The 22,095-nt window shown below is 50.3% G+C and carries 22 protein-coding genes and 2 tRNA genes; 5 read left to right on the forward strand and 19 right to left on the reverse strand.

The genetic code is table 11. The features are described from left to right. Positions 1-401: 401 nt before the first annotated feature. From Q5741_RS02950 to Q5741_RS02960, 3 genes are all read right to left on the reverse strand, one after another. Positions 402-722: a hypothetical protein gene (locus Q5741_RS02950; RefSeq protein WP_305022537.1), complete on the reverse strand. Its 321-nt coding sequence runs from the start codon at positions 720-722 to the stop codon at positions 402-404. A gap of 219 nt (positions 723-941) precedes the next feature. Next, a complete protein-coding gene (locus tag Q5741_RS02955; protein WP_305022538.1) occupies positions 942-1,475 on the reverse strand; it encodes a GNAT family N-acetyltransferase in 534 nt (177 codons plus the stop codon). Positions 1,476-1,597: 122 nt separating this feature from the next. Then, positions 1,598-2,839 (reverse strand): MFS transporter, encoded by a 1,242-nt coding sequence (locus Q5741_RS02960; protein ID WP_305022539.1) that lies wholly within the window; start codon positions 2,837-2,839, stop codon positions 1,598-1,600. A 222-nt stretch (positions 2,840-3,061) separates the two neighbouring features. Here Q5741_RS02960 and Q5741_RS02965 point away from each other — a divergent pair, with 222 nt between their 5' ends. Further along, positions 3,062-3,448, forward strand: a complete 387-nt coding sequence (locus tag Q5741_RS02965; RefSeq protein ID WP_305022540.1) for an SET domain-containing protein — start codon at positions 3,062-3,064, stop codon at positions 3,446-3,448. On the opposite strand, the gene Q5741_RS02970 is transcribed toward Q5741_RS02965, so the two are convergent. Both Q5741_RS02970 and Q5741_RS02975 read right to left on the reverse strand, forming a co-directional pair. After that, on the reverse strand, positions 3,388-3,801 hold the full coding sequence (locus tag Q5741_RS02970; RefSeq protein WP_305022541.1) for a DUF4362 domain-containing protein: 414 nt from the start codon (positions 3,799-3,801) through the stop codon (positions 3,388-3,390). The genes Q5741_RS02965 and Q5741_RS02970 overlap by 61 nt on opposite strands. 121 nt (positions 3,802-3,922) lie before the next feature. Next, the gene (locus Q5741_RS02975; protein ID WP_305022542.1) at positions 3,923-4,402 is read right to left on the reverse strand and encodes a GNAT family N-acetyltransferase; all 480 of its coding nucleotides are present in this window, start codon (positions 4,400-4,402) and stop codon (positions 3,923-3,925) included. 330 nt (positions 4,403-4,732) lie between these two features. Between Q5741_RS02975 and Q5741_RS02980 the strand changes: the two genes are divergently transcribed. The 3 genes from Q5741_RS02980 to Q5741_RS02990 all read left to right on the forward strand — a co-directional run bounded on the left by Q5741_RS02980 (position 4,733) and on the right by Q5741_RS02990 (position 5,187). After that, the gene (locus Q5741_RS02980) at positions 4,733-4,897 is read left to right on the forward strand and encodes a hypothetical protein (RefSeq protein ID WP_305022543.1); all 165 of its coding nucleotides are present in this window, start codon (positions 4,733-4,735) and stop codon (positions 4,895-4,897) included. Positions 4,898-4,996: 99 nt separating this feature from the next. Beyond that, positions 4,997-5,073, forward strand: a tRNA-Met gene (locus Q5741_RS02985). Positions 5,074-5,113: 40 nt separating this feature from the next. Continuing rightward, a tRNA-Ile gene (locus Q5741_RS02990) sits at positions 5,114-5,187 on the forward strand. A gap of 129 nt (positions 5,188-5,316) precedes the next feature. Here the strand turns inward: Q5741_RS02990 and pyrE are convergent. The 12 genes from pyrE to lspA form a co-directional block, all read right to left on the reverse strand. Then, positions 5,317-5,958 carry an orotate phosphoribosyltransferase gene (pyrE, locus tag Q5741_RS02995; protein ID WP_305022544.1) on the reverse strand — a complete coding sequence of 214 codons (642 nt, stop codon included), beginning with the start codon at positions 5,956-5,958 and terminating at the stop codon, positions 5,317-5,319. Next, positions 5,945-6,688, reverse strand: coding sequence for an orotidine-5'-phosphate decarboxylase (pyrF, locus tag Q5741_RS03000; protein ID WP_305022545.1), 744 nt, complete (start codon positions 6,686-6,688; stop codon positions 5,945-5,947). Before pyrF ends, pyrE begins: the two co-directional genes overlap by 14 nt. Before the next feature lie 122 nt (positions 6,689-6,810). Further along, positions 6,811-10,026 carry a carbamoyl-phosphate synthase large subunit gene (carB, locus tag Q5741_RS03005; protein ID WP_305022546.1) on the reverse strand — a complete coding sequence of 1,072 codons (3,216 nt, stop codon included), beginning with the start codon at positions 10,024-10,026 and terminating at the stop codon, positions 6,811-6,813. Position 10,027: 1 nt separating this feature from the next. Continuing rightward, positions 10,028-11,164: a glutamine-hydrolyzing carbamoyl-phosphate synthase small subunit gene (gene carA, locus Q5741_RS03010; RefSeq protein ID WP_305022729.1), complete on the reverse strand. Its 1,137-nt coding sequence runs from the start codon at positions 11,162-11,164 to the stop codon at positions 10,028-10,030. A gap of 57 nt (positions 11,165-11,221) precedes the next feature. After that, on the reverse strand, positions 11,222-12,541 hold the full coding sequence (locus Q5741_RS03015; RefSeq protein WP_305022547.1) for a dihydroorotase: 1,320 nt from the start codon (positions 12,539-12,541) through the stop codon (positions 11,222-11,224). A gap of 52 nt (positions 12,542-12,593) precedes the next feature. Continuing rightward, positions 12,594-13,505 (reverse strand): aspartate carbamoyltransferase catalytic subunit, encoded by a 912-nt coding sequence (locus Q5741_RS03020; RefSeq protein WP_305022548.1) that lies wholly within the window; start codon positions 13,503-13,505, stop codon positions 12,594-12,596. Next, positions 13,502-14,065 carry a bifunctional pyr operon transcriptional regulator/uracil phosphoribosyltransferase PyrR gene (gene pyrR, locus Q5741_RS03025; protein ID WP_305022549.1) on the reverse strand — a complete coding sequence of 188 codons (564 nt, stop codon included), beginning with the start codon at positions 14,063-14,065 and terminating at the stop codon, positions 13,502-13,504. Before pyrR ends, Q5741_RS03020 begins: the two co-directional genes overlap by 4 nt. 465 nt (positions 14,066-14,530) lie before the next feature. Beyond that, positions 14,531-14,980 carry a hypothetical protein gene (locus Q5741_RS03030; RefSeq protein WP_305022550.1) on the reverse strand — a complete coding sequence of 150 codons (450 nt, stop codon included), beginning with the start codon at positions 14,978-14,980 and terminating at the stop codon, positions 14,531-14,533. Positions 14,981-15,002: 22 nt separating this feature from the next. Continuing rightward, the gene (locus Q5741_RS03035) at positions 15,003-15,431 is read right to left on the reverse strand and encodes an exosporium protein C (RefSeq protein WP_305022551.1); all 429 of its coding nucleotides are present in this window, start codon (positions 15,429-15,431) and stop codon (positions 15,003-15,005) included. 23 nt (positions 15,432-15,454) lie between these two features. Then, on the reverse strand, positions 15,455-15,925 hold the full coding sequence (locus tag Q5741_RS03040) for a hypothetical protein (RefSeq protein ID WP_305022552.1): 471 nt from the start codon (positions 15,923-15,925) through the stop codon (positions 15,455-15,457). A gap of 142 nt (positions 15,926-16,067) precedes the next feature. Continuing rightward, positions 16,068-17,024, reverse strand: coding sequence for an RluA family pseudouridine synthase (locus tag Q5741_RS03045; RefSeq protein ID WP_305022553.1), 957 nt, complete (start codon positions 17,022-17,024; stop codon positions 16,068-16,070). Between the two features lie 2 nt (positions 17,025-17,026). Next, positions 17,027-17,521, reverse strand: coding sequence for a signal peptidase II (lspA, locus tag Q5741_RS03050; protein WP_305022730.1), 495 nt, complete (start codon positions 17,519-17,521; stop codon positions 17,027-17,029). Between the two features lie 194 nt (positions 17,522-17,715). Between lspA and Q5741_RS03055 the strand changes: the two genes are divergently transcribed. Then, positions 17,716-18,468, forward strand: a complete 753-nt coding sequence (locus Q5741_RS03055; protein ID WP_305022554.1) for a TraR/DksA C4-type zinc finger protein — start codon at positions 17,716-17,718, stop codon at positions 18,466-18,468. A gap of 3 nt (positions 18,469-18,471) precedes the next feature. On the opposite strand, the gene Q5741_RS03060 is transcribed toward Q5741_RS03055, so the two are convergent. Both Q5741_RS03060 and ileS read right to left on the reverse strand, forming a co-directional pair. Continuing rightward, entirely contained in the window at positions 18,472-18,750 is a 279-nt protein-coding gene (locus tag Q5741_RS03060; protein ID WP_305022555.1) for a DUF5665 domain-containing protein, read from the reverse strand. Positions 18,751-18,929: 179 nt separating this feature from the next. Beyond that, positions 18,930-22,019 carry an isoleucine--tRNA ligase gene (ileS, locus tag Q5741_RS03065; RefSeq protein ID WP_305022556.1) on the reverse strand — a complete coding sequence of 1,030 codons (3,090 nt, stop codon included), beginning with the start codon at positions 22,017-22,019 and terminating at the stop codon, positions 18,930-18,932. Between the last annotated feature and the right edge of the window lie 76 nt (positions 22,020-22,095).

Below are 22,095 nucleotides of genomic sequence, written 5' to 3' on the forward strand. Positions count from 1 at the left end.
AATCGTTTTTTATCTGCAGGCGTAGAATGCGGTGTAAACATTAATCAGGAAAGGGGCCGATTTTATGAGTCAATGTAATGTTTTGGGTTTAGGAACATCTACAACTACTATCCTGGTTCTTTACATTCTCTTGGTCATTGTACTGGCTACTTTTTGGATCTAAAAATATAACAAAAGGAGCTTACATGGCTGTAGGCTCCTAGAAACAGATACGTTTAAATTTCATTTCAGCAGAGGGTTGGGATTGGAGGACATGAACCAAAACGGACCACTCCAACGATATTCTGATACCTCATCATACTCAACCCGTGTCAGGTAAAACAGAAATCTTCGCCATTCCAAAGCCAGATTTGTGAAATTATTAAAGCAATCAATAAATCAAGAAGGTTCTTAAGGCCTATCTAGGACAGTAACACGATGACGAGCAGCTCAAACAGCACTAAAGTAAGGATCTGTTCCTGACTGGCATAAAATGAACTTGGTCCGAATAAAGCGCGCTGCCCTGAGACACTGGGAATTCTTAAATATACATGACCGCTGTCGCACTGCACAATAACGCCTTCGTAAATATAACCATCTAACGTTTGAATACGCACGGTGCGGTTTACATATGTCCTGCAAATGTGATGAATCCGGTCCCGGACTGATTTTAATGTGGTAACCGCACTGGGGTCAGCCTGATAAAGAATGGGGTACTGGTTTTCTGAATGTTGAATACTCATATAACACCCTCCGCATAGATAAATCATAATTTATACATAAATATGCGCAGGCCTATGCCTCGGTTCCATTCCTTATCGTATTCTAAATCGGCTCAACAGATCTTCGGGTACAACAAAGATCTTTAAGCAGAAAAATACATAGAGATACACATCAAAAGCCCCAAGGAGATCCAAGGGGCACCATGAATGAATTTCTGAAGAGCAAGTTCCGATACAGGTTTAACCTATTAATTCTACATGCTCCATGCTGCTGAGTTTGTACACTTCGGAATATAAAGTCTCTCGCAGCGGTGCGAACTCCTCTTCGTTCAGCGGTATCGGATAGCTCATGATCAGCAGCGGCAGTTCCGGCTGATCCTCACGCAGCGGCGGCTGGACATAGCCCATAGCATTCACGTGAAAGCCGAGCCGCTTGTAGAAGCTAATCCGGCGTGAAGTAATCTCATCCGTTGCAGGCTCCACTTCCAGTATAATCGGCTTCCCGGCATTCTCCATGAAGCAAGTCAGCAGCTTCTGCCCCATGCCTCTCCCTCTTAATTGCGAGTTAACCGCCAGATGTTCTACGAAACGAAAAGACGGGAAATCCCAGCCCGCCAGGAAACCGGCAACCTTTCCAGTCTCATCGCATTCGGTCAATAACTGATAGTAGGGATGATCCAGCAGCATCTGCTGTCCTTCACGGGTTCGCGTCTCTGATGGCGGGAAAGCTTCTTCCATAATACTGTATATTTCATTAAAGGTACTGGCATTCATCGTTGTTCGCTCACTTTCTCATCTAAACCGGACTGTATTGACCCTTATTATACATGACATTCCCTGTCGGAAAAACAGAAAAAAGTGGTCCTGCTGCAAACGGCATGAAAATGAGGCTCTCTTTACATATCTGCAGACCTGCTGGAAGGCGGTTGGCGATCTCTTGTCCAAATCCTGCTGTATACCGCTAATACAGGTGTCAGCAGCATCGCTGCCGCCACCAATGAAGCACGCAGCGAGAACCGGCTGCCAATCCAGCCTATGGCCGCTCCGCCAGCCGTTTGTCCCAGCGCATCGCTCTGGCTGAGCATGGACAGCACGGTCGCCCGTGTTCTGCCCTGGATATTATAATTTAACCACGTATTGTAGATCGGTTCGTTAAGGATCATAACCAGATCAAGCAGCAGCACCGCCGTGACTGCCCATGCAAAATCAGGGGCTGCCACCAGCAGCACGATCGCACCGATCCGCAGGAGCAGGAGCAAAATCAACCCAAACATGGCTGTACGTTTGTTATCAATATCAAGCTTCTGTTCCGTAATCCACATGATAACCAGCCCAATCAGAGTGGAAGCTAATGCGAACAGCCCCAGCCAGCCTGCTGCTGTGAGCGGAATATGTTCCGGAAAGCCGATGCCCTGAATCAAATGGGCCTGCCACAGCCGGTCGTACCCTTCAGCTGCCGCGCCGCCAAATAAAGTGGCCAGCAAGATCAGCAGCAGCACAGGCTGACGGCGGATTACACCGGCCCCGCTCAACCAGGTTTGCCGCATATGCCGCCAATGGGTCTTTTTTGAGGCTGCTTCAGGACGGACAAATGCCGTCTCTTTCATACCAAAAACAAGCAGCACGCCGAGAACCACATACATCAGGCCGCCAATCAGGTAAGGTAGGTTCGTAATCAACATGGAGAGTCCGACGCTGAGCACAATCCCGATCAGGGTGCCGATCAAGCCATATCGTTTGGCCTTCATAAAAACCGGTCCGATCCGTTCTTCTCCCACTTCATCCACAATCCAGGCCGTATCCGCCCCGCTGACAAAGGTATGCCCAATGCCGAAGAACACCTGGGACAGGAGCAGCCACACGAAAGCGCTGAGCAGCGGAATCGATTCCCCGAGCCAAATCGCGCTGCCTTCCAGAACAAAACCAAAGCCCAGCACGAACACTCCTATAATCACAGACAGACGGCGGCTGTATACATCTGCGATTATGCCTGTGATCCCCTCGAAGAGCAGCACCGTCCCTTCCAGAACCGCACCAATCAGCAGCAGCTGCAGCGGTGTCAGACCAAGCGAAATCACCTGATAGACGGCATATGTAGTGAACATGGTGGCATTCGCCAGCGACATGCCAAAGCTCATTAAAATATAAATCCTGGTGGCGTTCCAATTTTTCCAATTCACGATACAGCAGACCCTTTCAATGGTTTATTAGATTTGGGAGTACTTCAATTCAATTTAAAGAGTCTTCTAACGCTTCAACACGAGACGCAAATGGCTTGCTGTTTCTCCGGGTGACTGTTACACTTTTATAATGGACACGTACGACATGATCCATAGACTAAAGATCGCGCAGGTGACAGTATGATCGAAATCAAAATTTCCAATCTTAGCAATGGCGAGTTTAACCGCGGCGTATTTGCCGTTCAGGATATCCCGAAAGGCACGCTGTTTCACAGTGCACCTGTTATTCCGTACCCGAACGAAGATCATGAGCATATTGAGAAAACCATTCTGGATGACTATGCCTTCTCCTATGGCGCCAATCATACCGCCATTGTGTTAGGCTATGGAAGCTTGTTTAACCACTCCTATACACCTAATGCGGAATATGATATCCGTTTCGACAAGCACTCTTTTGATTTTTTCGCTTACACGGACATTAAGGCCGGCGAAGAAATTCTGATTAATTACAATGGGGAAGTCGATAACGATGACCCGCTGTGGTTTCTGGATAACGAAAAAGATTGAAGAGAAGATTCTGCCGCCCTCGGGCGGTTTTTTTTGTGAATCGTGAAAGTAATACCTCCCAGCTTCTCATCCGGGGAGTACCCTGCACAGCCTGACACCGAGAATGTAATCCTGGACTCTGTCTGATCCTTGTTCATGCGGCTGCAGCTATATTTATGTACTTTCACATCACCGCCGCTGTATATATCTCTGCTCTCATCCACACTCCAATCGATCTGCCTGCCATTCGAGCTCAGGTTATAAATGGTCGGACAGCTGTCGACAGCTGGCAGTATGATCATCAAATGATCTCCATGCCGCTGCTGGTAACGCTCATACATCTCATTCACCCGCCTGTAATCCTGCTCGTCCATATGGATGAGAATACCTGACTGCCAGTATGCTTCCCGGGCTGATACTGATTCAACAGCATATAAGCAAGCGTGGAACTTAAAATCAGGATAACGCTGATGAGTATCCAAAACGTTTTTTTCATCATCGTTTCCTCTTCACATAGAATACGAGCGAAGCCCTATGGTTGATTGGCTTCGGTTCACCCGTACGCTGGTAACCCATCTTCTCATATAAATGGCAGTTCCGCTTCTCCTCCGCAATCGTTGCCAGGTTCCAGTCACGAACCTTGGGAAACCGTTCCTCCAGCATGGAGAGTGCAGCCTGGGCAATCCCTTTGCCCTGATATTCGCTGATAATGAAGATCGGACTGATCCAATAGGAGGAGGCAGTCTGAGCTTTATCATAGACACAGACTGCGCCTGCCGGCTGCCCTTCACTCAGAATCAAATAATATCCCCCATCCTCGCGCCTGATTCTAGCTATAGTACGTTCTATGCTCTCATTTGCCGGGTTCGTATCCATATCCTGATATATCTCCAGCAGCGGCTGGAAGGTACGGATCTGCATGCTGTGAATCAGCTCCGCATCTGACTCTTCCGCTCGAACCAGCTTAATGTTCATTCGCCTCATCCCTTCTCTAGCTTCCACTCATAATCCCGTAGCTAAGCAGTCCAGCCAGTAGTGCAAAACAGATCGAAGCCATAACAGAATATCCCTTTTCAATCTTTGGGTTCATTCCCTCCATGAAGAAATACATGAAGAAAAAAGCTACCACCACAACAAATAAAATAAGTATGATAAGCTGCCTCCCTTCCCTTTATATTAAAGTCGTCTCCATAATTACCATTTGTTAACACTACGACAATTTGCAAATTCCGGCAACCTGTCCGGCTAAAATAGCCCTGTACTGGAAACAATACAGCTATCATTCCGAAACAAGGAGCTAAAAGCATGCATTGGGTCTACTTCAGCAAACTGTACCTGACCAAATTTCAAGCGGGATGCCTGGCCAAACGGCTGGAAGAGGACGGGTGGATTTATGGCTTTGATGACCCGCGAATGGTGGAGGTGTACCGTTCACGCAGAGGAAGATACGGTGTCCGTTTTATCCCCTGAAGTATCAGCATGCAAAGGAGATTACTTTTGCTAACCTGCTTGACAAGAGTGATAAAAATATTGTATATTATTTCATGTCGCTGTTTTAATTTCTAATGACGCGGGGTGGAGCAGCTCGGTAGCTCGTCGGGCTCATAACCCGAAGGCCGCAGGTTCAAATCCTGCCCCCGCAACCAATTTCTCTTGCAGCCATTATAAGATGAATAGGTCATGTAAGGGCCCTTAGCTCAGTTGGTTAGAGCGGTCGGCTCATAACCGATTGGTCACAGGTTCGAGTCCTGTAGGGCCCATTCTAGAATTAGCATCAAACCCCCTTGCTCCCGGCAAGGGGGTTTTGCTTTTCTCTTTTGCCTATTCCCATAAGAGACAAGACAAACAAGCCGGACTTACGCCCGGCCTGGTACAAGGGTATCGCTTGTTTAGTTTCCGTAGCTGGACGGGTCCTTCCGCCACGATTGCAGCAGCTCCAGCTCGTTCTCCTGGATCGTTCCCTCCTGCAGCGCCACTTCCATGAGTGCCGTGTAGTTGGACAAGCTGTCCAGAGGAATTCCAGCCTCCGCAAAAGCCTCTACCGCCCGGTCCAGCTGATAGCTGAAGATCGCCAGCACGGCCAGCGGCTCTGCTCCTACAGCCTGTACAGCCTGAGCCGCCTTGAGCGAGCTGCCGCCAGTGGAGATCAGGTCTTCAATGACAATCACCTTGTTCCCCGGCTGAATGACACCTTCAATCTGATTTTCTTTTCCATGGCCTTTCGCTTTATCACGTACATACGCCATAGGCAGGTTCAGCTTCTGGGCCACCCAGGCCGCATGCGGAATCCCTGCAGTCGCGGTACCTGCAATAACCTGAGTCTCCGGATACTGCTCACGGATCACCGTGGCAAAAGATTCTGCGATCAGCTCCCGCACTTCGGGAAAAGACATCGTCAGACGGTTGTCACAATAGATCGGGGATTTAATTCCCGAAGTCCATGTAAAAGGCTGCTGTGGGCGCAGTGCTACCGCCCGGATTTTGAGCAGGCTCGCTGCAATTTGTGCTGCAATGGTATTAGATGCTGTCATGATTCATCATCTCCCTGATTATATGTTCAGCGGCTTCCCGCGGACGGGGTGCTGCTGTAATGGGTCTCCCAACGACGATATAGCTGCTGCCGCCGCGAATGGCTTGTCCGGGTGTGGTTACCCGTGATTGGTCTCCCTGTTCGCTCCCTTGCGGACGAATGCCCGGCGTTACGGTGATAAATTCAGTTCCGCATGCAGCCTGAATTGCCGCCACCTCCAGCGGAGAAGCTACCACTCCATCGAGTCCGGCCTGCTTGGTCAAACCGGCGTACCGGATCACAGCCTCTTCCACTGTGCCTGCAATCCCGATTTCGTTATTCATCGTCGCCTGGTCCGTGCTTGTAAGCTGGGTTACGGCAATCATGGTCGGAACAGAGATTCCAGCTGCCTCAGCTGCCTCAGCTGCCCCTTCACGGGCTGCCTTCATCATTTTAACTCCGCCTGCCGCATGAACGTTAAACATGTCCACACCAAGACGGGTAATACTGCCAGCCCCTCCGCGTACGGTATTCGGGATATCATGCATTTTGAGATCCAGGAAGACGGAATATCCCATTGCTTTCATTTCAGTTATAAGGTCTGGACCCGCGCTGTAGAACAGCTGCATTCCTACCTTCATATAGCAGGGCATTCCCTCCAATTGACGCATTAATTGACGCGCCTGCTCTGCATCCGGAACGTCCAGAGCGATCATCAAGCGCCCGGCCATCTGTTGATATGCTGCTTCCATGTCCTCATTCCTTCCCAATTTCAGTCTAACTCTGTATCACAGCAGGTAATTTGGCCTGTTTAAAGGACATCCCCGGCCTGACGGCTGATGGATGTCCTTCATGTTCAAATGCATTCAGCTAATTAGATACTTGCCGGCATGGCCTGAGAGGAGAAGTTAATGGTCTCCAGCATATTCAGCAGTGCACGTACCGTATCGAGGGAAGTCATGCAGACTACACCATTCTCTACGGCTTCGCGGCGGATACGGAATCCGTCCCGTGCCGGTGTTTTACCTTTGGTCAGCGTATTGAAGACAAAGTTTGCTTCACCTTTACGGATCAGGTCCAAAATATTAGGCTCTCCTTCGCTTAATTTGTGCACGGTAGTCACCGGAATATTGGCTTTCTTGAGCGCTTCCGCCGTGCCGCCCGTAGCGATGATTTTGTAGCCCAGTCTGTAGAATCCACGCAGCAGTTCCGTCGCTTCTTCCTTATCCTTATCAGCCACCGTTGCAATAATGGCTCCCGTAGAAGGAATCTTCATTCCCGCTCCAACCAGACCTTTATACAGAGCTTTAGCATATTGCGGATCACGTCCCATGACTTCACCTGTCGACTTCATTTCAGGACCGAGGGTCGGCTCAACGCGGCGCAGCTTCGCGAAGGAGAATACCGGTACTTTGACAGATACATGCTCGCTCTCCGGCCACAGACCATCCTCATAACCGAGATCCTTCAGCTTCGTACCCAGGATCGCCTGCGTCGCCAGGTTGGCCATCGCCAGGTTCGTCACCTTGCTCAGGAAAGGTACGGTACGCGAGGAGCGCGGATTGACCTCAATCACATACACTTGGTTCTCATGAATAACGAACTGGATGTTGACCAGACCGATTGTTTTCAGTTCTTTGGCAATGCTGATGGTGATCTCGACGATCTTCTCCTTCAATTCCTGTGCCAGATGCTGCGGCGGATAGACTGCTATGGAGTCACCGGAGTGCACACCTGCGCGTTCTACATGCTCCATAATGCCCGGAATCAATACTGTTTCACCATCACTGATGGCATCCACTTCCACTTCCTTACCGAGCATGTATCGGTCAATCAGAACCGGATGTTCCGGATTAATTTTGACAGCCTGCTCCATGTAGCTCAGCAGCTCCTGATCGGAATATACGATCTCCATGGCACGGCCGCCCAACACATAAGAAGGACGTACGAGAACCGGATAGCCGAGTCCCTGAGCAGTACCGACAGCATCATCTACTGACGTTACGGTGCTGCCTTTAGGCTGGGCGATGTTCAGCCGCTGCAGGAGCTGCTCAAATTTCTTGCGGTTCTCAGCTTCATCAATGCTCTCCAGGCTGGTGCCCAGAATGTTCACACCTGCTGCACTAAGCGGTGCTGCCAGGTTAATTGCGGTCTGTCCGCCGAACTGAACAATGACACCCACCGGTTTCTCCTGCTCGATGACATTCATCACGTCCTCGAAGAAGAGCGGTTCAAAGTAAAGCCGGTCCGAGGTGTTAAAGTCCGTGGAGACCGTTTCCGGATTGTTATTGATGATGACTGCTTCGTAGCCTGCCTTTTGAATGGCCCATACCGCATGCACGGTAGAGTAGTCGAACTCGATGCCCTGGCCGATCCGGATCGGTCCGGAGCCCAGTACAATGATTTTCTCCTTGGAGGATTCAATCACTTCATTCTCGGTTTCATAAGTGGAGTAATAATACGGCGTTGTCGCTTCAAACTCAGCTGCACAGGTATCTACCATTTTGTATACCGGACGCAGATTGTTCTCTTCGCGCAGGCGGCGGATCTCCTTTTCCGTGGTATAGCCTGCTGCAGCTGCATTCTGGCTGCGCAGCTCGGCAATCGCACGATCCGTGAAGCCGAGGCGTTTGGCCTGATACAGCGTCTCGTAAGACAGCTCGTTTTCTTCCTGAATCCGTGCTTCGAAGCCGATCAGGAATTCAATTTTGTCCAGGAACCACCAGTCCACCTTCGTCAGGTCCTGGATTTGCTGCAGCGTATAACCTCTGCGGAATGATTCCGCAATCAGGAACAGGCGCTCATCGTCCGGCTGAACCAGGCGTTTCTCCAGTGTCTCCTGGTCCAGCTGCTCTGCTTCTTTCAGATACAGGCGATGTGTTCCGATCTCCAGTGAGCGGACAGCCTTGTGGAGCGATTCCTCAAAGGTCCGGCCAATTGCCATCACCTCACCAGTGGCTTTCATCTGCGTACCCAGCTTGCGGTTGGCTTGTGTAAATTTATCAAAAGGCCAGCGTGGAATTTTGCTGACAATATAGTCGAGTGTTGGTTCAAAGCAAGCGTAAGTCTGGCCGGTAACCGGATTGACGATCTCATCCAGTGTATACCCGAGCGCAATTTTGGCTGCCATTTTGGCAATCGGGTAGCCTGTCGCTTTGGATGCCAGGGCCGAAGAGCGGCTGACACGTGGGTTAACCTCAATAACATAATATTGGAAGCTGTGCGGGTCCAGAGCAAACTGGACGTTACATCCGCCTTCAATATTCAGGGCGCGGATGATTTTGAGCGAAGCGGAACGCAGCATCTGATATTCACGATCAGACAGTGTCTGGCTCGGTGCCATAACGATGCTGTCCCCCGTATGTACGCCAACCGGATCAAAATTCTCCATATTGCAGACAACGATACAGTTATCGTTGCCGTCACGCATAACTTCATATTCTACTTCCTTCATGCCGGCAATGCTCTTCTCGACCAGACACTGTCCGATTGGGCTGTAGCGCAGGCCGGAAGCCACAATCTCCCGCAATTCTTCTTCATTGGCACAGATACCGCCTCCTGTACCGCCAAGGGTATACGCAGGACGCACGATGATCGGATAACCGATCTCATTCGCGAAAGCAATGGATTCTTCAAGCGTAGTTACGATGACACTTTCAGGTACCGGCTGTTCCAGCTCTCGCATCAGATTGCGGAACAAGTCGCGATCCTCCGCTTTCTCAATGGAGGTCAGCTGCGTGCCGAGCAGCTTGACGTTCTCGCGTTCAAGAACACCCGCACGGGCCAGCTCAACTGCCATATTCAACCCTGTCTGACCGCCCAGTGTCGGCAGCAGGCCGTCAGGACGTTCCTGGCGAATGATTTGGGTCACGAAGTCGAGTGTAATCGGCTCGATATATACTTTATCCGCCATATTCGTATCTGTCATAATGGTGGCTGGGTTGCTGTTAATCAGAACAACCTCGACGCCTTCTTCCTTCAGCGCCTGGCATGCCTGGGTTCCGGCGTAGTCGAATTCAGCCGCCTGGCCGATTACGATCGGACCGGATCCGATTACGAGTATTTTCTTGAGGTCATGGTTTTTCGGCATATTAAAATTCCCCTTTCACGGCTGAGGCAAACTCCGCCTGGCGCGGCTGTTTCGGATGATTGATCTTGTGCTCCCGGATCATATCCAGGAAGCGGTCGAACAAGTAGCTGTTGTCCTGCGGACCCGGAGCCGCTTCCGGGTGATACTGCACCGAGAATGCCGGAAACTTGCTGTGCTTCAATCCTTCAATGGTCTTGTCATTGTTATTGATATGGGTTACTTCCAGCTCGGTTCCCTGAATGGAAGCTTCGTTCACGGTGTAACCATGGTTCTGGGATGTAATATAGCAGCGTCCGCTCTCCAGCTCTTTGACAGGATGATTGCCGCCGCGGTGACCGAACTTCAGCTTCTCAGTGTCTGCACCGGCTGCAAGCGCGAATAATTGATGGCCGAGGCAGATGCCGAAGATCGGGTATTCGCCCAGCAGTTCACGAACGGTCTGTACCGCATGCGGGACATCCTTCGGATCCCCAGGGCCGTTGGACAGCTGAATGCCGTCCGGCGCCAGACGGCGGATTTCATCCGCTGTCGTATCGTGCGGAACAACGACGACGTCACAGTCGCGTTTGTTCAGTTCACGCAGGATCCCGCTCTTCGCGCCATAGTCGATCAGCACGATGCGTTCGCGGCTGCCCGGACTGCTGTAAATATGCGGTGTCGATGTCATCGGTACCTGGTTGCGAAGCTCTTCGATCGTCGTATCATTCATCTGTTCCAGCAGTTCTTCTACAGGTGTGTTTCCTGTTGTCAGAATGCCCTTCATGGTGCCGTGGTGACGGATGATGCGGGTAAGCATTCGTGTATCAATGTCACTGATACCGATGATGCCGTATTCCTTGAGCAGGTCATCGACGCTGTACTGCGCACGCCAGTTGCTCGGAACAGGCTCATGGCGGCGGACCACAAATCCGTGCACATAAGGCCGAATGGATTCAAAATCGTCGCGGGAGATCCCGTAGTTTCCAATCAGCGGATACGTCATCGTAACAATTTGACCGCAGTAGGAAGGGTCTGTAAGTACCTCTTGATAGCCTGTAATTCCCGTATTAAAAACGACTTCACCCGTCTTCTCACCTTCCGCGCCAAATGCGCGGCCGGTGAACAGCGTTCCGTCCTGAAGCAACAATCTTGCCTGCAACATCCCGATTCACTCCTCTATGTTTACGTGCTTTGTATCTATATTCGTATTTATTAATTATTGAAGGTTTTCCGACCAGATCATTTTACCGTCGACCCATGTCGTGACCGGCCATCCTTGAAGCTTCCAGCCTGTGAACGGCGTATTGCGTCCTTTCGTTTCGAAGGTCAGCGGATCTACCGCCTTCACGGTATCTAGATCGATCAGCGTCAGGTCAGCAGGTGCCCCTTCCTCAAGAAGGCCTATATTCAAGCGAAACACTCTGGCTGGTGCGGCTGTCATTTTCTCGACAAGGAAGTCCAGGCTCCACAATCCGGTTGCGACGAATTTGCTGTAGAGCAGCGGAAAAGCTGTCTCAAAACCAACGATACCGAATGGCGCAAGCTCCATGCCTTTAGCTTTCTCCTCTTCACTGTGCGGTGCATGGTCCGTCACGATCATGTCGAGCGTTCCGTCCAGCAGCCCCTCAATACAAGCTTCCACATCGCGCGGCGAGCGCAGCGGCGGGTTCATTTTCCAGTTGGCATCCAGCCCCGGAATATCTTCGTCCGACAGAATGAGATGATGAGGGCATACCTCAGCGGTCACCTTGATTCCAATCGCTTTGGCTTGGCGGAGCAGACGTACCGATTGCTCTGTACTGACATGGCACACATGGTAATGAACACCCGTGGCCTCAGCCAGCAGGATATCCCTGCCGACATGAATCGCTTCCGACTCATTCGGAATTCCTTTCAGGCCGAGCTTGCGTGCAAACTCACCTTCAGTCACGAATGCACCTTCCACCAGGGAGTCATCCTCGCAGTGTGCAATGACGGGCATATCGAGCGCTGCCGCCCGCCGCATGGCATCCTTCATCATCTGCGCATTCTGTACCCCGACACCATCGTCGGTAAAACCGATAGCTCCGGCAGATTTCAGCGCTTCAAAATCAGTCAGTTCACGGCCAAGCTCATTTTTTGTAATCGCCGCATAAGGAAGCACTTTTACACCATTGGCTTCTTTAGCTTTGTTCAATACCAGCTGCACCGTATCCGGATTATCGGTCACCGGTCTTGTGTTCGGCATGCAGGCGATCGTGGTGAACCCGCCCTTGGCTGCAGAGCGGCATCCGCTTTCTATCGTTTCCTTGTGCTCAAATCCCGGTTCCCGCAGATGCACATGCATGTCGATCAGGCCAGGTACGAGAAGCTTGCCTTCCGCCTCTGTAATCTCAAGCGTCTTGCCTGCTGCCGACTGCTCCTCCAGTGTATCGATATCCGGCTCCTGTCCTGCCTTGAAAATGCCTTTGATTTTACCGTTAACGATCCAGACCGATTTGTTCTCCGGCTGTCCTTCTTCGTTCAATACACTCGCATTCTTAATCCATTGTGTCATAGTCTGCTCCCCCGCTCTGATTATCCGATTTGCTTATACCGTCGTGTATGCCTTACTTCATCGCCCGTTCCATAACCGCCATGCGGATCGGAACCCCGTTGACCATTTGCGGAAAGATTCTTGACTGCGGACTTTCAACAACCGCATCATCTATCTCTACATTCCGGTTCACCGGTGCCGGGTGCATAATAATCGTATTTTTATTCAGCTTGGCTGCCCGTTCCTCGGTCAGGCCATACTGCTCACGATATTGCTCCGGCGACTTCAGCACCCCTTCGGCATGCCGCTCAAGCTGAACTCTCAGCATCATAACCACATCGGCTTGAAGCGCTTCTTCCATCGTTACATAAGGAGCATGCTCTGCAAGCTCCGGAGCCTGCATGCTCGCAGGTGCACAGAATCGGACATCAGCTCCGAATTTCTGCAGCGCCCACAGGTTCGAGCGGGCTACACGGCTCTGGACGATATCACCAACAATGGAAACGCTCAGTCCTTTCAGTTCGCCAAAAGCTTTGCGCATCGTGAACAAATCAAGCAGCGCCTGTGTCGGATGCTCGTTGTTACCGTCACCCGCATTAATCAGCGGCACCTGAACATGCTCAGCCAGATGCTGCAGCACACCAGCCGGCTTCAGGCGAATGACACCTGCGTCAATCCCCATGGACTCGATGGTCCGGACCGTGTCGTAGATAGATTCTCCCTTAGCCACACTGGAGGCGGCTGCCGCAAAGTTAAGAACCTGCGCGCCAAGCCGCTTCTGGGCCATTTCAAAAGAAAAGCGTGTACGTGTGCTGTTCTCGAAGAACATGTTAGCCACAAATTTGGATTCCAGAACCGGGGTTCTCTTCTCGCTCTGGGATTCCCAGTACATGGCCCGGTCCAGGATGGATTCGATCTCATGCCTGCTCAGATCCTTAAGTCCCAACAGGCTGCGTTCTTTGAGGGAATTAGCGGCAGTAATCATTCCTGATCACCCCGATTCTGAATGATAACCACTTCATCCTTGCCATCCATCTCAGCGAGCGCAACTTCAATCTCTTCCGAGCGGGAAGTCGGTACGTTCTTGCCTATATAATCGGGCCGGATCGGCAGTTCCCGATGGCCTCTGTCAGCCAGTACAGCAAGCTGAATCATTCTCGGTCTGCCGCAGTCCATCAGGGCATCCATCGCTGCGCGGATCGTTCTTCCCGTATAGAGCACATCATCGAACAAAATAATTTTCTTGTCCCGGGTGGTCACTTCACCGTTAGCCATCTTCAGCTGCTTGGCACAGTCTGTCTCAGCCGTCTCGATGCGGTCATCTCGGTAAGGCGTAACGTCAAGCTCTCCCCATGGCACCTTAATGCCTTCAATTGCTTCAATGCGGGAAGCGACACGCTCAGCCAGGTATACGCCGCGGGTTCGGATTCCAATCAGGAGGATGTCTTCAATCCCCTTGTTCTTCTCTACAATCTCATGCGCAATCCGGGTCAATGCACGGCGGATTGCCGTTTCGTCCATTATGATATGACTTTCAATACTCATGCTTCCGGCCTCCTTCGAGTTGTCCACCGTACCGTGAGCCTGCCAGGATACAAAAAAGACTCCTTGCCCAAGGCAAGGAGTCTCCCAGTGTCAGACTTCCTCTGACGCTGTAGTCACCGGCACACGAAATACACACCGCCGCAGCGGGTGCACAAAATCGTGTACCATTCACGTTACCTTGCCAGTCTCACGGGACTGAATTAAAGGTGCTATTCAGGATCATGTCTGTCACTCACTTCATCATGACTGTACATAATCATTGTCTGAAGAAAATTATGACAGAATGAAGGACGCCTGTCAACACCCTGCTGTATTGTTATGAGGCCAGATCGCATTTTTAATAATTATACAATAATATCGCATATTTATCCACACTAACTTTTTTATTTATTTCAATAGACTAAAAAAAGCCCGTCTTCCCAGTGAAGAGACGACTGACCTTTACTAAGCGAATGAATATTGAATTTATAAAGCTACTGCCAAACCTGTAAAGGTAACCGGTCCAACCACGGTAACTGTTCCCACTGCTGAGGACTCCGCAAATAATTGATATACAACAAAACCGCTTGTGGGTGCCACATTGAAATCAATTGTGCTAAACGAAGCTGTGTAGATTAACTCTGTATTCGCACTCCCCTCCACGGTTAATCGTTTATTGAAAATCTCCACGCCGGGTCCAGTATTATCATTTAGTCTGAAGATTCGGATGGTGACCGTCGGACTGGCTGCCGTAATAGAATTCAAGCCGATGGTTCCCTTCAGATCCACCCGGTTAGGTTGGGGAACCGGTGGTACGATAAAAATTCCTAAGTCCGCCAATAAAACCCCTGGGGTGATTGGGAGCGGAATCGGCGTAATACTTCCGAACTGATTTGCCGGTACACTGGCTTTAAAATCCAACAGCTGCTTGCTCATTCTTTACACCTCCTTTAGACCGTCATAATATTGGACCAAACGCCAAAGCACTTAACGTTATCGGGCCTTGTACAGCAGCCGGAGTCCCAGCAGCAAGCCGCTCAATTGTTAATGTGTAAGTATACGTGCCTGGTACAAGATTAAAATCAGCTGTTACTGCTCTAATGGTATAGAACTGTTCCGCTGCATTTTGCAGGCCCTGCTGGGAACTGAAGATTAATACACTGTTACGGAAGATTCGCACGACCACCTGGGGAACATTCAACTGGGCGGCTACACCAATGGTTGAATCCAGAAGAACACGGTTGTTCGTCGGGCTGTCCGGCGTCAGTGTAATTGTCGTTGTGGCAAGAGTCTGATTGACCGGGGACAGCGGAACTGTAATAGGCAGCAGTTGGGAGGCTGTCTGGGAAGGAACCGTTGTCCCTGCTGTAAGCAATGAAATCGTCATACCGTCTCTCCTTCACAATCATTTTATGGAATAGCCAAACCGCTAAGTGTTACGGGGCCAACTACCTGAACCGTCGACTGGGCTGCGATGGAAATAACAGCGGATACAGTCAGTTGATATACATGAAATCCAAGCGGTACGTTTTGATCAATTGTACTGAAGCTCACATCATAAAAATACTGAGCTCCCGCAGGCACGGCATTGACCGTCTGCGTTCCTACAATCGTATTGAAAATTTCCACACCATCCCGGTAAATATGCAGCTGGACTGCATTATTAAATATCGGTCCTCTCTCTTGAAGACCGATATCTGCGGACAAAACCACACGGCCTGTGTTCATGTCAGGAGTTACCTGGGGAATGAAAATCCCAAGGTCTGACAACTGCAGCTGGGTGGGAATCTGGGGAATGGTTACTGACGCCGCGCCGCCGGACGTATTATCCGGGACGCTGGCTGCATAATCCAGCACAGGAATTGCCATTTGAATTACCATTCCTTCCTTCTATGAGATGTTATACTATATTCTCCTGATCTTTTGATGCCTGTGCATTTATATCACCTGCAGTTAAACCAGCAAAAAACTATAAAAAATAACAGTCACCTGTATGGTAACTGTTATTGATTCTTAAAATATTTTACCGGCTTCTGAGCGAGGCCAGTACCTCTTCCATATCTGCCGGCAGCGGTGCGCTGAATTCCATATATTCGCCAGTGGACGGGTGTATAAAGCCGAGAGTTGCTGCATGCAGCGCCTGTCCATTCATACGAATCCCTTTATTCCGTCCGTATACAGGATCCCCGACCAAAGGATGACCAATAAATTTCATGTGAACACGGATTTGATGTGTCCGCCCTGTCTCAAGCTTGAGCTCCAGCAATGTGTAGTCACCCAATCTTTCCATGACCAGGAAATGAGTTACTGCATGCTTACTGTTGCGCTCTGTCACCGTGAACATTTTGCGATCAGAGGCATCTCGTCCGATTGGTGCATCTACAGTTCCCTGATCGTGGCTCAAATGGCCATGAACGAGGGCAATATAGCGGCGATTTACGCTGTGATCCTTGAGCTGGGCAGCGAGGGAGGCATGCGCCTTGTCGTTTTTGGCAGCCATCAGCAGACCTGAAGTATCCTTATCAATCCGGTGTACGATACCTGGGCGAAGCTCGCCATTAATGCCTGACAAATCCTTGCAGTGATACATCAAAGCATTGACCAGTGTCCCGGAGGTATGACCTGGCGCAGGATGAACAACCATACCGCGAGGTTTGTTCACGACTATGACATCCTTGTCTTCATAAACCACTTCAAGCGGGATATCCTCAGCCGCAATTTCAACCGAAGCCGGTTCAGGCACTTGGAGTGTAATACGGTCGCCTTCCGCCAGTTTATGATTGGCTTTGACCACCGAGCCATTGACAAGTGCATGCCCGTCCGTAATCCAAATCTGGATTTGGGAGCGTGACACTTCCTCCAGGGATTCTGTCAAATATTTATCAATGCGATCTTTCGTATGTTCAGAAGTGACAACCCATTCCTGAATTTCATTTTCATTCTCTTCGTACGGCAGTCCCGATGCCTGACTTTGATCCATATCTATCCGTTCCTCTCTTCACTTTCCTTCACTTGCTCAGGCTGCTGGCGCCGGGAATCAAGCAGTGTATCCAGTATAATTAATGCCACCCCGATCACAATGGCAGAGTCAGCAATATTAAAGATCGGAAATACATAAGTACCGAATGTAAATTGTGCAAAATCCACGACCTTGCCGGACACCGCCCGGTCCAAAAAGTTACCTACAGCTCCGCCGAGAACAAGACTGAGCGCAACCGACAGCAGCTTTTGTCCATTTCGGCTGGTCTTACGCAGATACCATACAATCGCGATCACGACCACAATCGTAATCACGATAAAGAACCAGCGCTGTCCTTCCAGGATACCGAAAGCTGCTCCCTGATTACGATGAGAGGTAATGACAAAAAACTGCCCGATCACCGGAATTTGTTCACCCAGTTCAAGCTGTGTGGCAATGAGGTATTTTACCCCCTGGTCCAATAAAAAAACAATCAATGCGATGACAAAATAAACCACCGTAACCGTCACTCCGTTTCTGTTTTCCGTAACCGCTATATGTTCACAGACTTTCCCATTGTAGCACAGCGCCAAATCCGCCGTCCATGGATGGGGGGCAACCATTCCTGATATGATTTACCTCCGCTAAAATCCTCCTGCCCGGTACAAGCTAGACCTATGAGACCACCGCCATGCGGGGAAGGAGTATGACCATGTCCCATTTGACCACACAACAGCTGGCTGAACTGAAAGCCGATCTGGAGTCCATGCGCGAGGGCATCAAGGAACGGCTCCATAACAGCGAAAATTACGGATTAAGCGACTCTTTACGCTTCCAGACCGGTGAGCTCTCCCCTATTGATAACCATCCTGGAGACCTTGCAACCGAGCTGTACGACCGTGAAAAAGATATTTCGCTGAATGAGCATGATGAGTTCATGCTGGAGCGGGTAGAGTCAGCGCTTCACAATATCGAACAGGGAACTTACGGCATCTGTGTCAAGACGCATCAGCCTATTCCTTTTGAACGACTCAAAGCTGTCCCGTACACCATTTATACCAAGGAAAGCAGTCCCGAAACCGTAGTTTCGAATAACCGCCCGGTGGAGGAAGAATTTCTGGCCCCTGCTTTCGGCCGCACCAACCTTGACGAGCATGACAGCCAGAATGGTTTTGACGGCGAAGATGCCTGGCAGATCGTTGAGAGCTGGGGTACTTCTAACACGCCGGCCATGGCTGAAGGAAACGAGATCGACAGCTATGATGTCATGTATCAGGAAGCTTTCGAGGAAATGGACGGTTTCGTTGAACCGTACGAGAGCTTCGTAGCCAACGATCTATACGGCGATCAGGTTACCGTTTACCGCAACCGCCAATACCGTCACTATCTGGAGAGCGGCGAAGGAATGGGCTTGCTGGAGCCGGATTATGCTTCTCCCGATCTGGACAGTACAGACACCGAGTAAGCGCTAGTACGTATCCAGCTGAAGCTGACGCTGAACAATACGGACAATATCCGCAATGTAATCGCCTATAATGGGAAGATTCAAGGCACCCAGCACCTGCAATATATAGATAATGGTCGCTGCAAAAAAAGTGAATCCGATCGCAATTCCGATCCCACGCGCAGTACCTGCGAGCAGATTCAGCCAGATCAGCCGCCATGGGCTGTTAATAAGCCGGGCATATTCAGCAAAGTTGGCCCCCTCCATATGTCGGGCCGCTGCCTTAACAGTACGACGTGCCATGCCAGGTTTATTATTTTTGGGGGAGCTTTCTTTTGTCCTTCTTATCATTCAGACGGCACCTTCCCTGTTTCCTGAAAATACAAACGAGCCAAGGCATGCGGATCATACGCAGCCTGTGGCTCGTTTTTCAGTTGGTGCTCCTATTATGTCACTGTCCGGCAGCGTTTATCCTGCAGAACTTATTCGGCAATATGGATACCCACCGTCTTGCCGTTCAATTCTACTTTCTCCATTGGCTCCTGATCCCCGAAAGTTACATCTGTAACCAATACGTTCTCCCGGAGAACCGAGTCAAAGGCTTCCACAGCTGCACGAAGCTCATCGTCTACGCTCAATGTAAGAACAACGCGCTTCTCAATCGGCAGGTTCAGCTTTTTGCGAGTGTCCTGTACTGCACGCACGACTTCACGCACCCAGCCTTCCTGTTCCAGCTGCGGCGTAATCTCCGTGTTCAGTGCAACCGTCAGGCCGTAACCAGAAGCGGACGCGAAGCCGGATTTTGCCTGCTTCTCGATCAACAGCTCATCAGTCGTTACCTGCAGCTCTTCACCTTCCGGAGAAGTTACATTAAGTTGACCGTTGTCAACCACGGCACGTGTTTCTTCCGGTGTCATGCCTTTAAAGAAGTTTTGCAGGAAGCCGACGTTTTTGCCGTATTTCTTCCCGGCGAGCTTCAGGTTCAGCTTGAAGGAGAAGTTCACGAAGCCATTGTCGTCATTCTGTACGACAATCTCCTTCACGTTAATCTCTTCCTTGATAATATCCTGATATCCTGGCAGATCAAAGGAATGATCAATCGAAACGATCAGCTCGGACAATGGCTGACGGGTCTTGATGCCTGTTTCATTGCGGACGTTACGTGCCAATTCGACGATTTGACGAGCCGTTTCCATATCCCGCTCCAGCGCCAGATCGATCAGGGATTCATCGGCCTGCGGGAAATCTGCCAGATGCACGCTTTCACCACCGCCAAGGTTAACAAAAATATCTTCGGACAGCATGGGTGTGAACGGCGCCATCAACGTAGCTGTAGTGAGCAAGACGTGAGTCAGAGTGCCGTATGCCTCCAGTTTGTCATCGGTCAGACCGCTGCCCCAGAACCGGTCACGGGAACGGCGGATGTACCAGTTACTCAGCTCATCAATGAAGCTCTCGATGCCTTTAGCCGCATTCAGGAAGTCATTCACTTCCAAACCTTTACGAACCGATGCGATCAGGCTGTTCAGACGAGACAAAATCCAGCGGTCCAGCTTGCTGCTGGAGCCCTTGAACTCATGCTGCTGCGGATTATAGCCGTCAATATCCGCATAGAGGGCCAGAAACGCATACGTATTTACCAGCGTATCAATGACCTTCGACTTGGCTTCGCCGACAATCCCTTTAGAGAAACGTTTGCTGTTCCAAGGCGCACTATCTGCAAGAAGTGCCCAGCGGAATGCATCGGTACCGAATTCATCGATGACTTCCCAAGGATCAATGACATTGCCTTTGGATTTGGACATTTTTTGCCCCTGCTCATCCAGGACATGACCTGTCGCCATGACAGATTTATAAGGCGCTTTGCCCGTAAAGAGTGTAGAGATCGCCAGGAGACTGTAGAACCAGCCGCGTGTCTGATCAATCCCCTCCACAATCATATCCGCAGGGAACTGCTGATCAAAGGTTTCTTTGTTCTCGGACGGATAGTGCTGCTGTGCAAACGGCATAGAACCGCTGTCGAACCATACGTCGATCACTTCAGACGTCCGCTTCATTTCGTATTTACCGCAGGAGCTGAGTACTTTCACCTCATCGACATAAGGCTTGTGCAGTTCCAGATTTTCAGGCACATCACCAATCGCCCGGGAACGAAGCTCGGCAATGCTGTGTGGAGCAAACTGTTCACCCGTCTCTTCGCAAATCCATACATTCAGCGGCGTTCCCCAGTAACGGTTGCGGCTGATATTCCAATCCACCAGCTCTTCAAGGAATTTACCGAAACGTCCCTGCTGGATATGACCCGGATACCATTCTACTCCATTGTTGTTGGCAATGAGCTGATTCTTAATCGCTGTTGTTTCGATAAACCAGCTGTCCATCGCATAATAGAGCAGAGGTGTATCGCAGCGCCAGCAGAACGGATAGCTGTGCTCATACTTCTCTTTGCTGTACAGCAGGCCTTTTTCAGATAATGCTTTCACGATATCCACATCACAATCCTTGACGAATCGGCCAGCAAAATCAGTCACTTCATCTGTATAGCTGCCCCGTGCGTTCACCACATTGACGAAGCTGATGCCATTCTCACGGCACACTCTGTAGTCATCCTCACCATGAGCTGGCGCCATGTGCACGATACCTGTACCGCTTGCATCCGTTACAAAGCCTGCGCCAACGACGATATTCGCTTTTTCAGCCTTTACATAGTTAAATGGCGGCGTATACGATTGACCGACCAGCTCAGCACCCTTCAGTTCACCTAATACTTCATGATCTTCTTTCAGTACTTTGCTTGCCAGGTTCTTGGCCACGATGTAGACTTCGCCGTCCTGGGAAGCACGAATATAGTCCATTTCGGGATTTACCGCCAACGCCACGTGAGATGGAAGGGTCCAAGGTGTCGTTGTCCAGGCCAGGATATAATCACCGCTGTCATGCAGCTTGAACTTGGCTGTTGCACTCAGATCTTTGACATCCTTGTAGCCTTGAGCCACTTCGTGTGAACTTAATGTCGTTTGACAGGAAGGGCAGTAAGGGCTGACGCGGTGTCCGCGATACAGCAGACCTTTGTCATGAATGGTTGCCAGAATGTTCCATACACTCTCAATGTAATCATTCTCCAGTGTTACGTATGGATGATCCAGATCGGTCCAGTAGCCGATCGCCTCTGTCAGATCACGCCACTGCTTCTCATATTCGAACACACTGGCTTTACATTTCTTGATAAATTCCTCAACGCCATATTCCTCAATCTCATGTTTTCCAGAGATCCCCAGCTGCTTTTGTACGCCCAGCTCAACCGGCAGACCATGAGTATCCCATCCTGCTTTGCGGACAACACGGTACCCATTCATCGTCTGATAACGTCCTACAAAATCCTTGATAACACGGCCCAGCACATGCCCGATATGGGGTTTGCCGTTCGCAGTAGGCGGACCTTCGTAGAAAACAAAGTTAGGTTTGCCTTCACGGTTCTGGATCGATCTCTCAAACGTATTTTCTTCCTTCCATTTGTTCAGGATGCGCAGATCGCGCGCCCGCGCTTTCTCTCTGACGTCAACTCGGTTCATGATTTCAGCTTCCTTTCAATCCAATCTTATGGTTCATGCGGATTATGGAAAAATAAAAAAGTCCCGTCCCTGTAAA

The organism is Paenibacillus lacisoli (genome assembly GCF_030580655.1).
Classification (GTDB): Bacteria; Bacillota; Bacilli; order Paenibacillales; family Paenibacillaceae; genus Paenibacillus; species Paenibacillus lacisoli.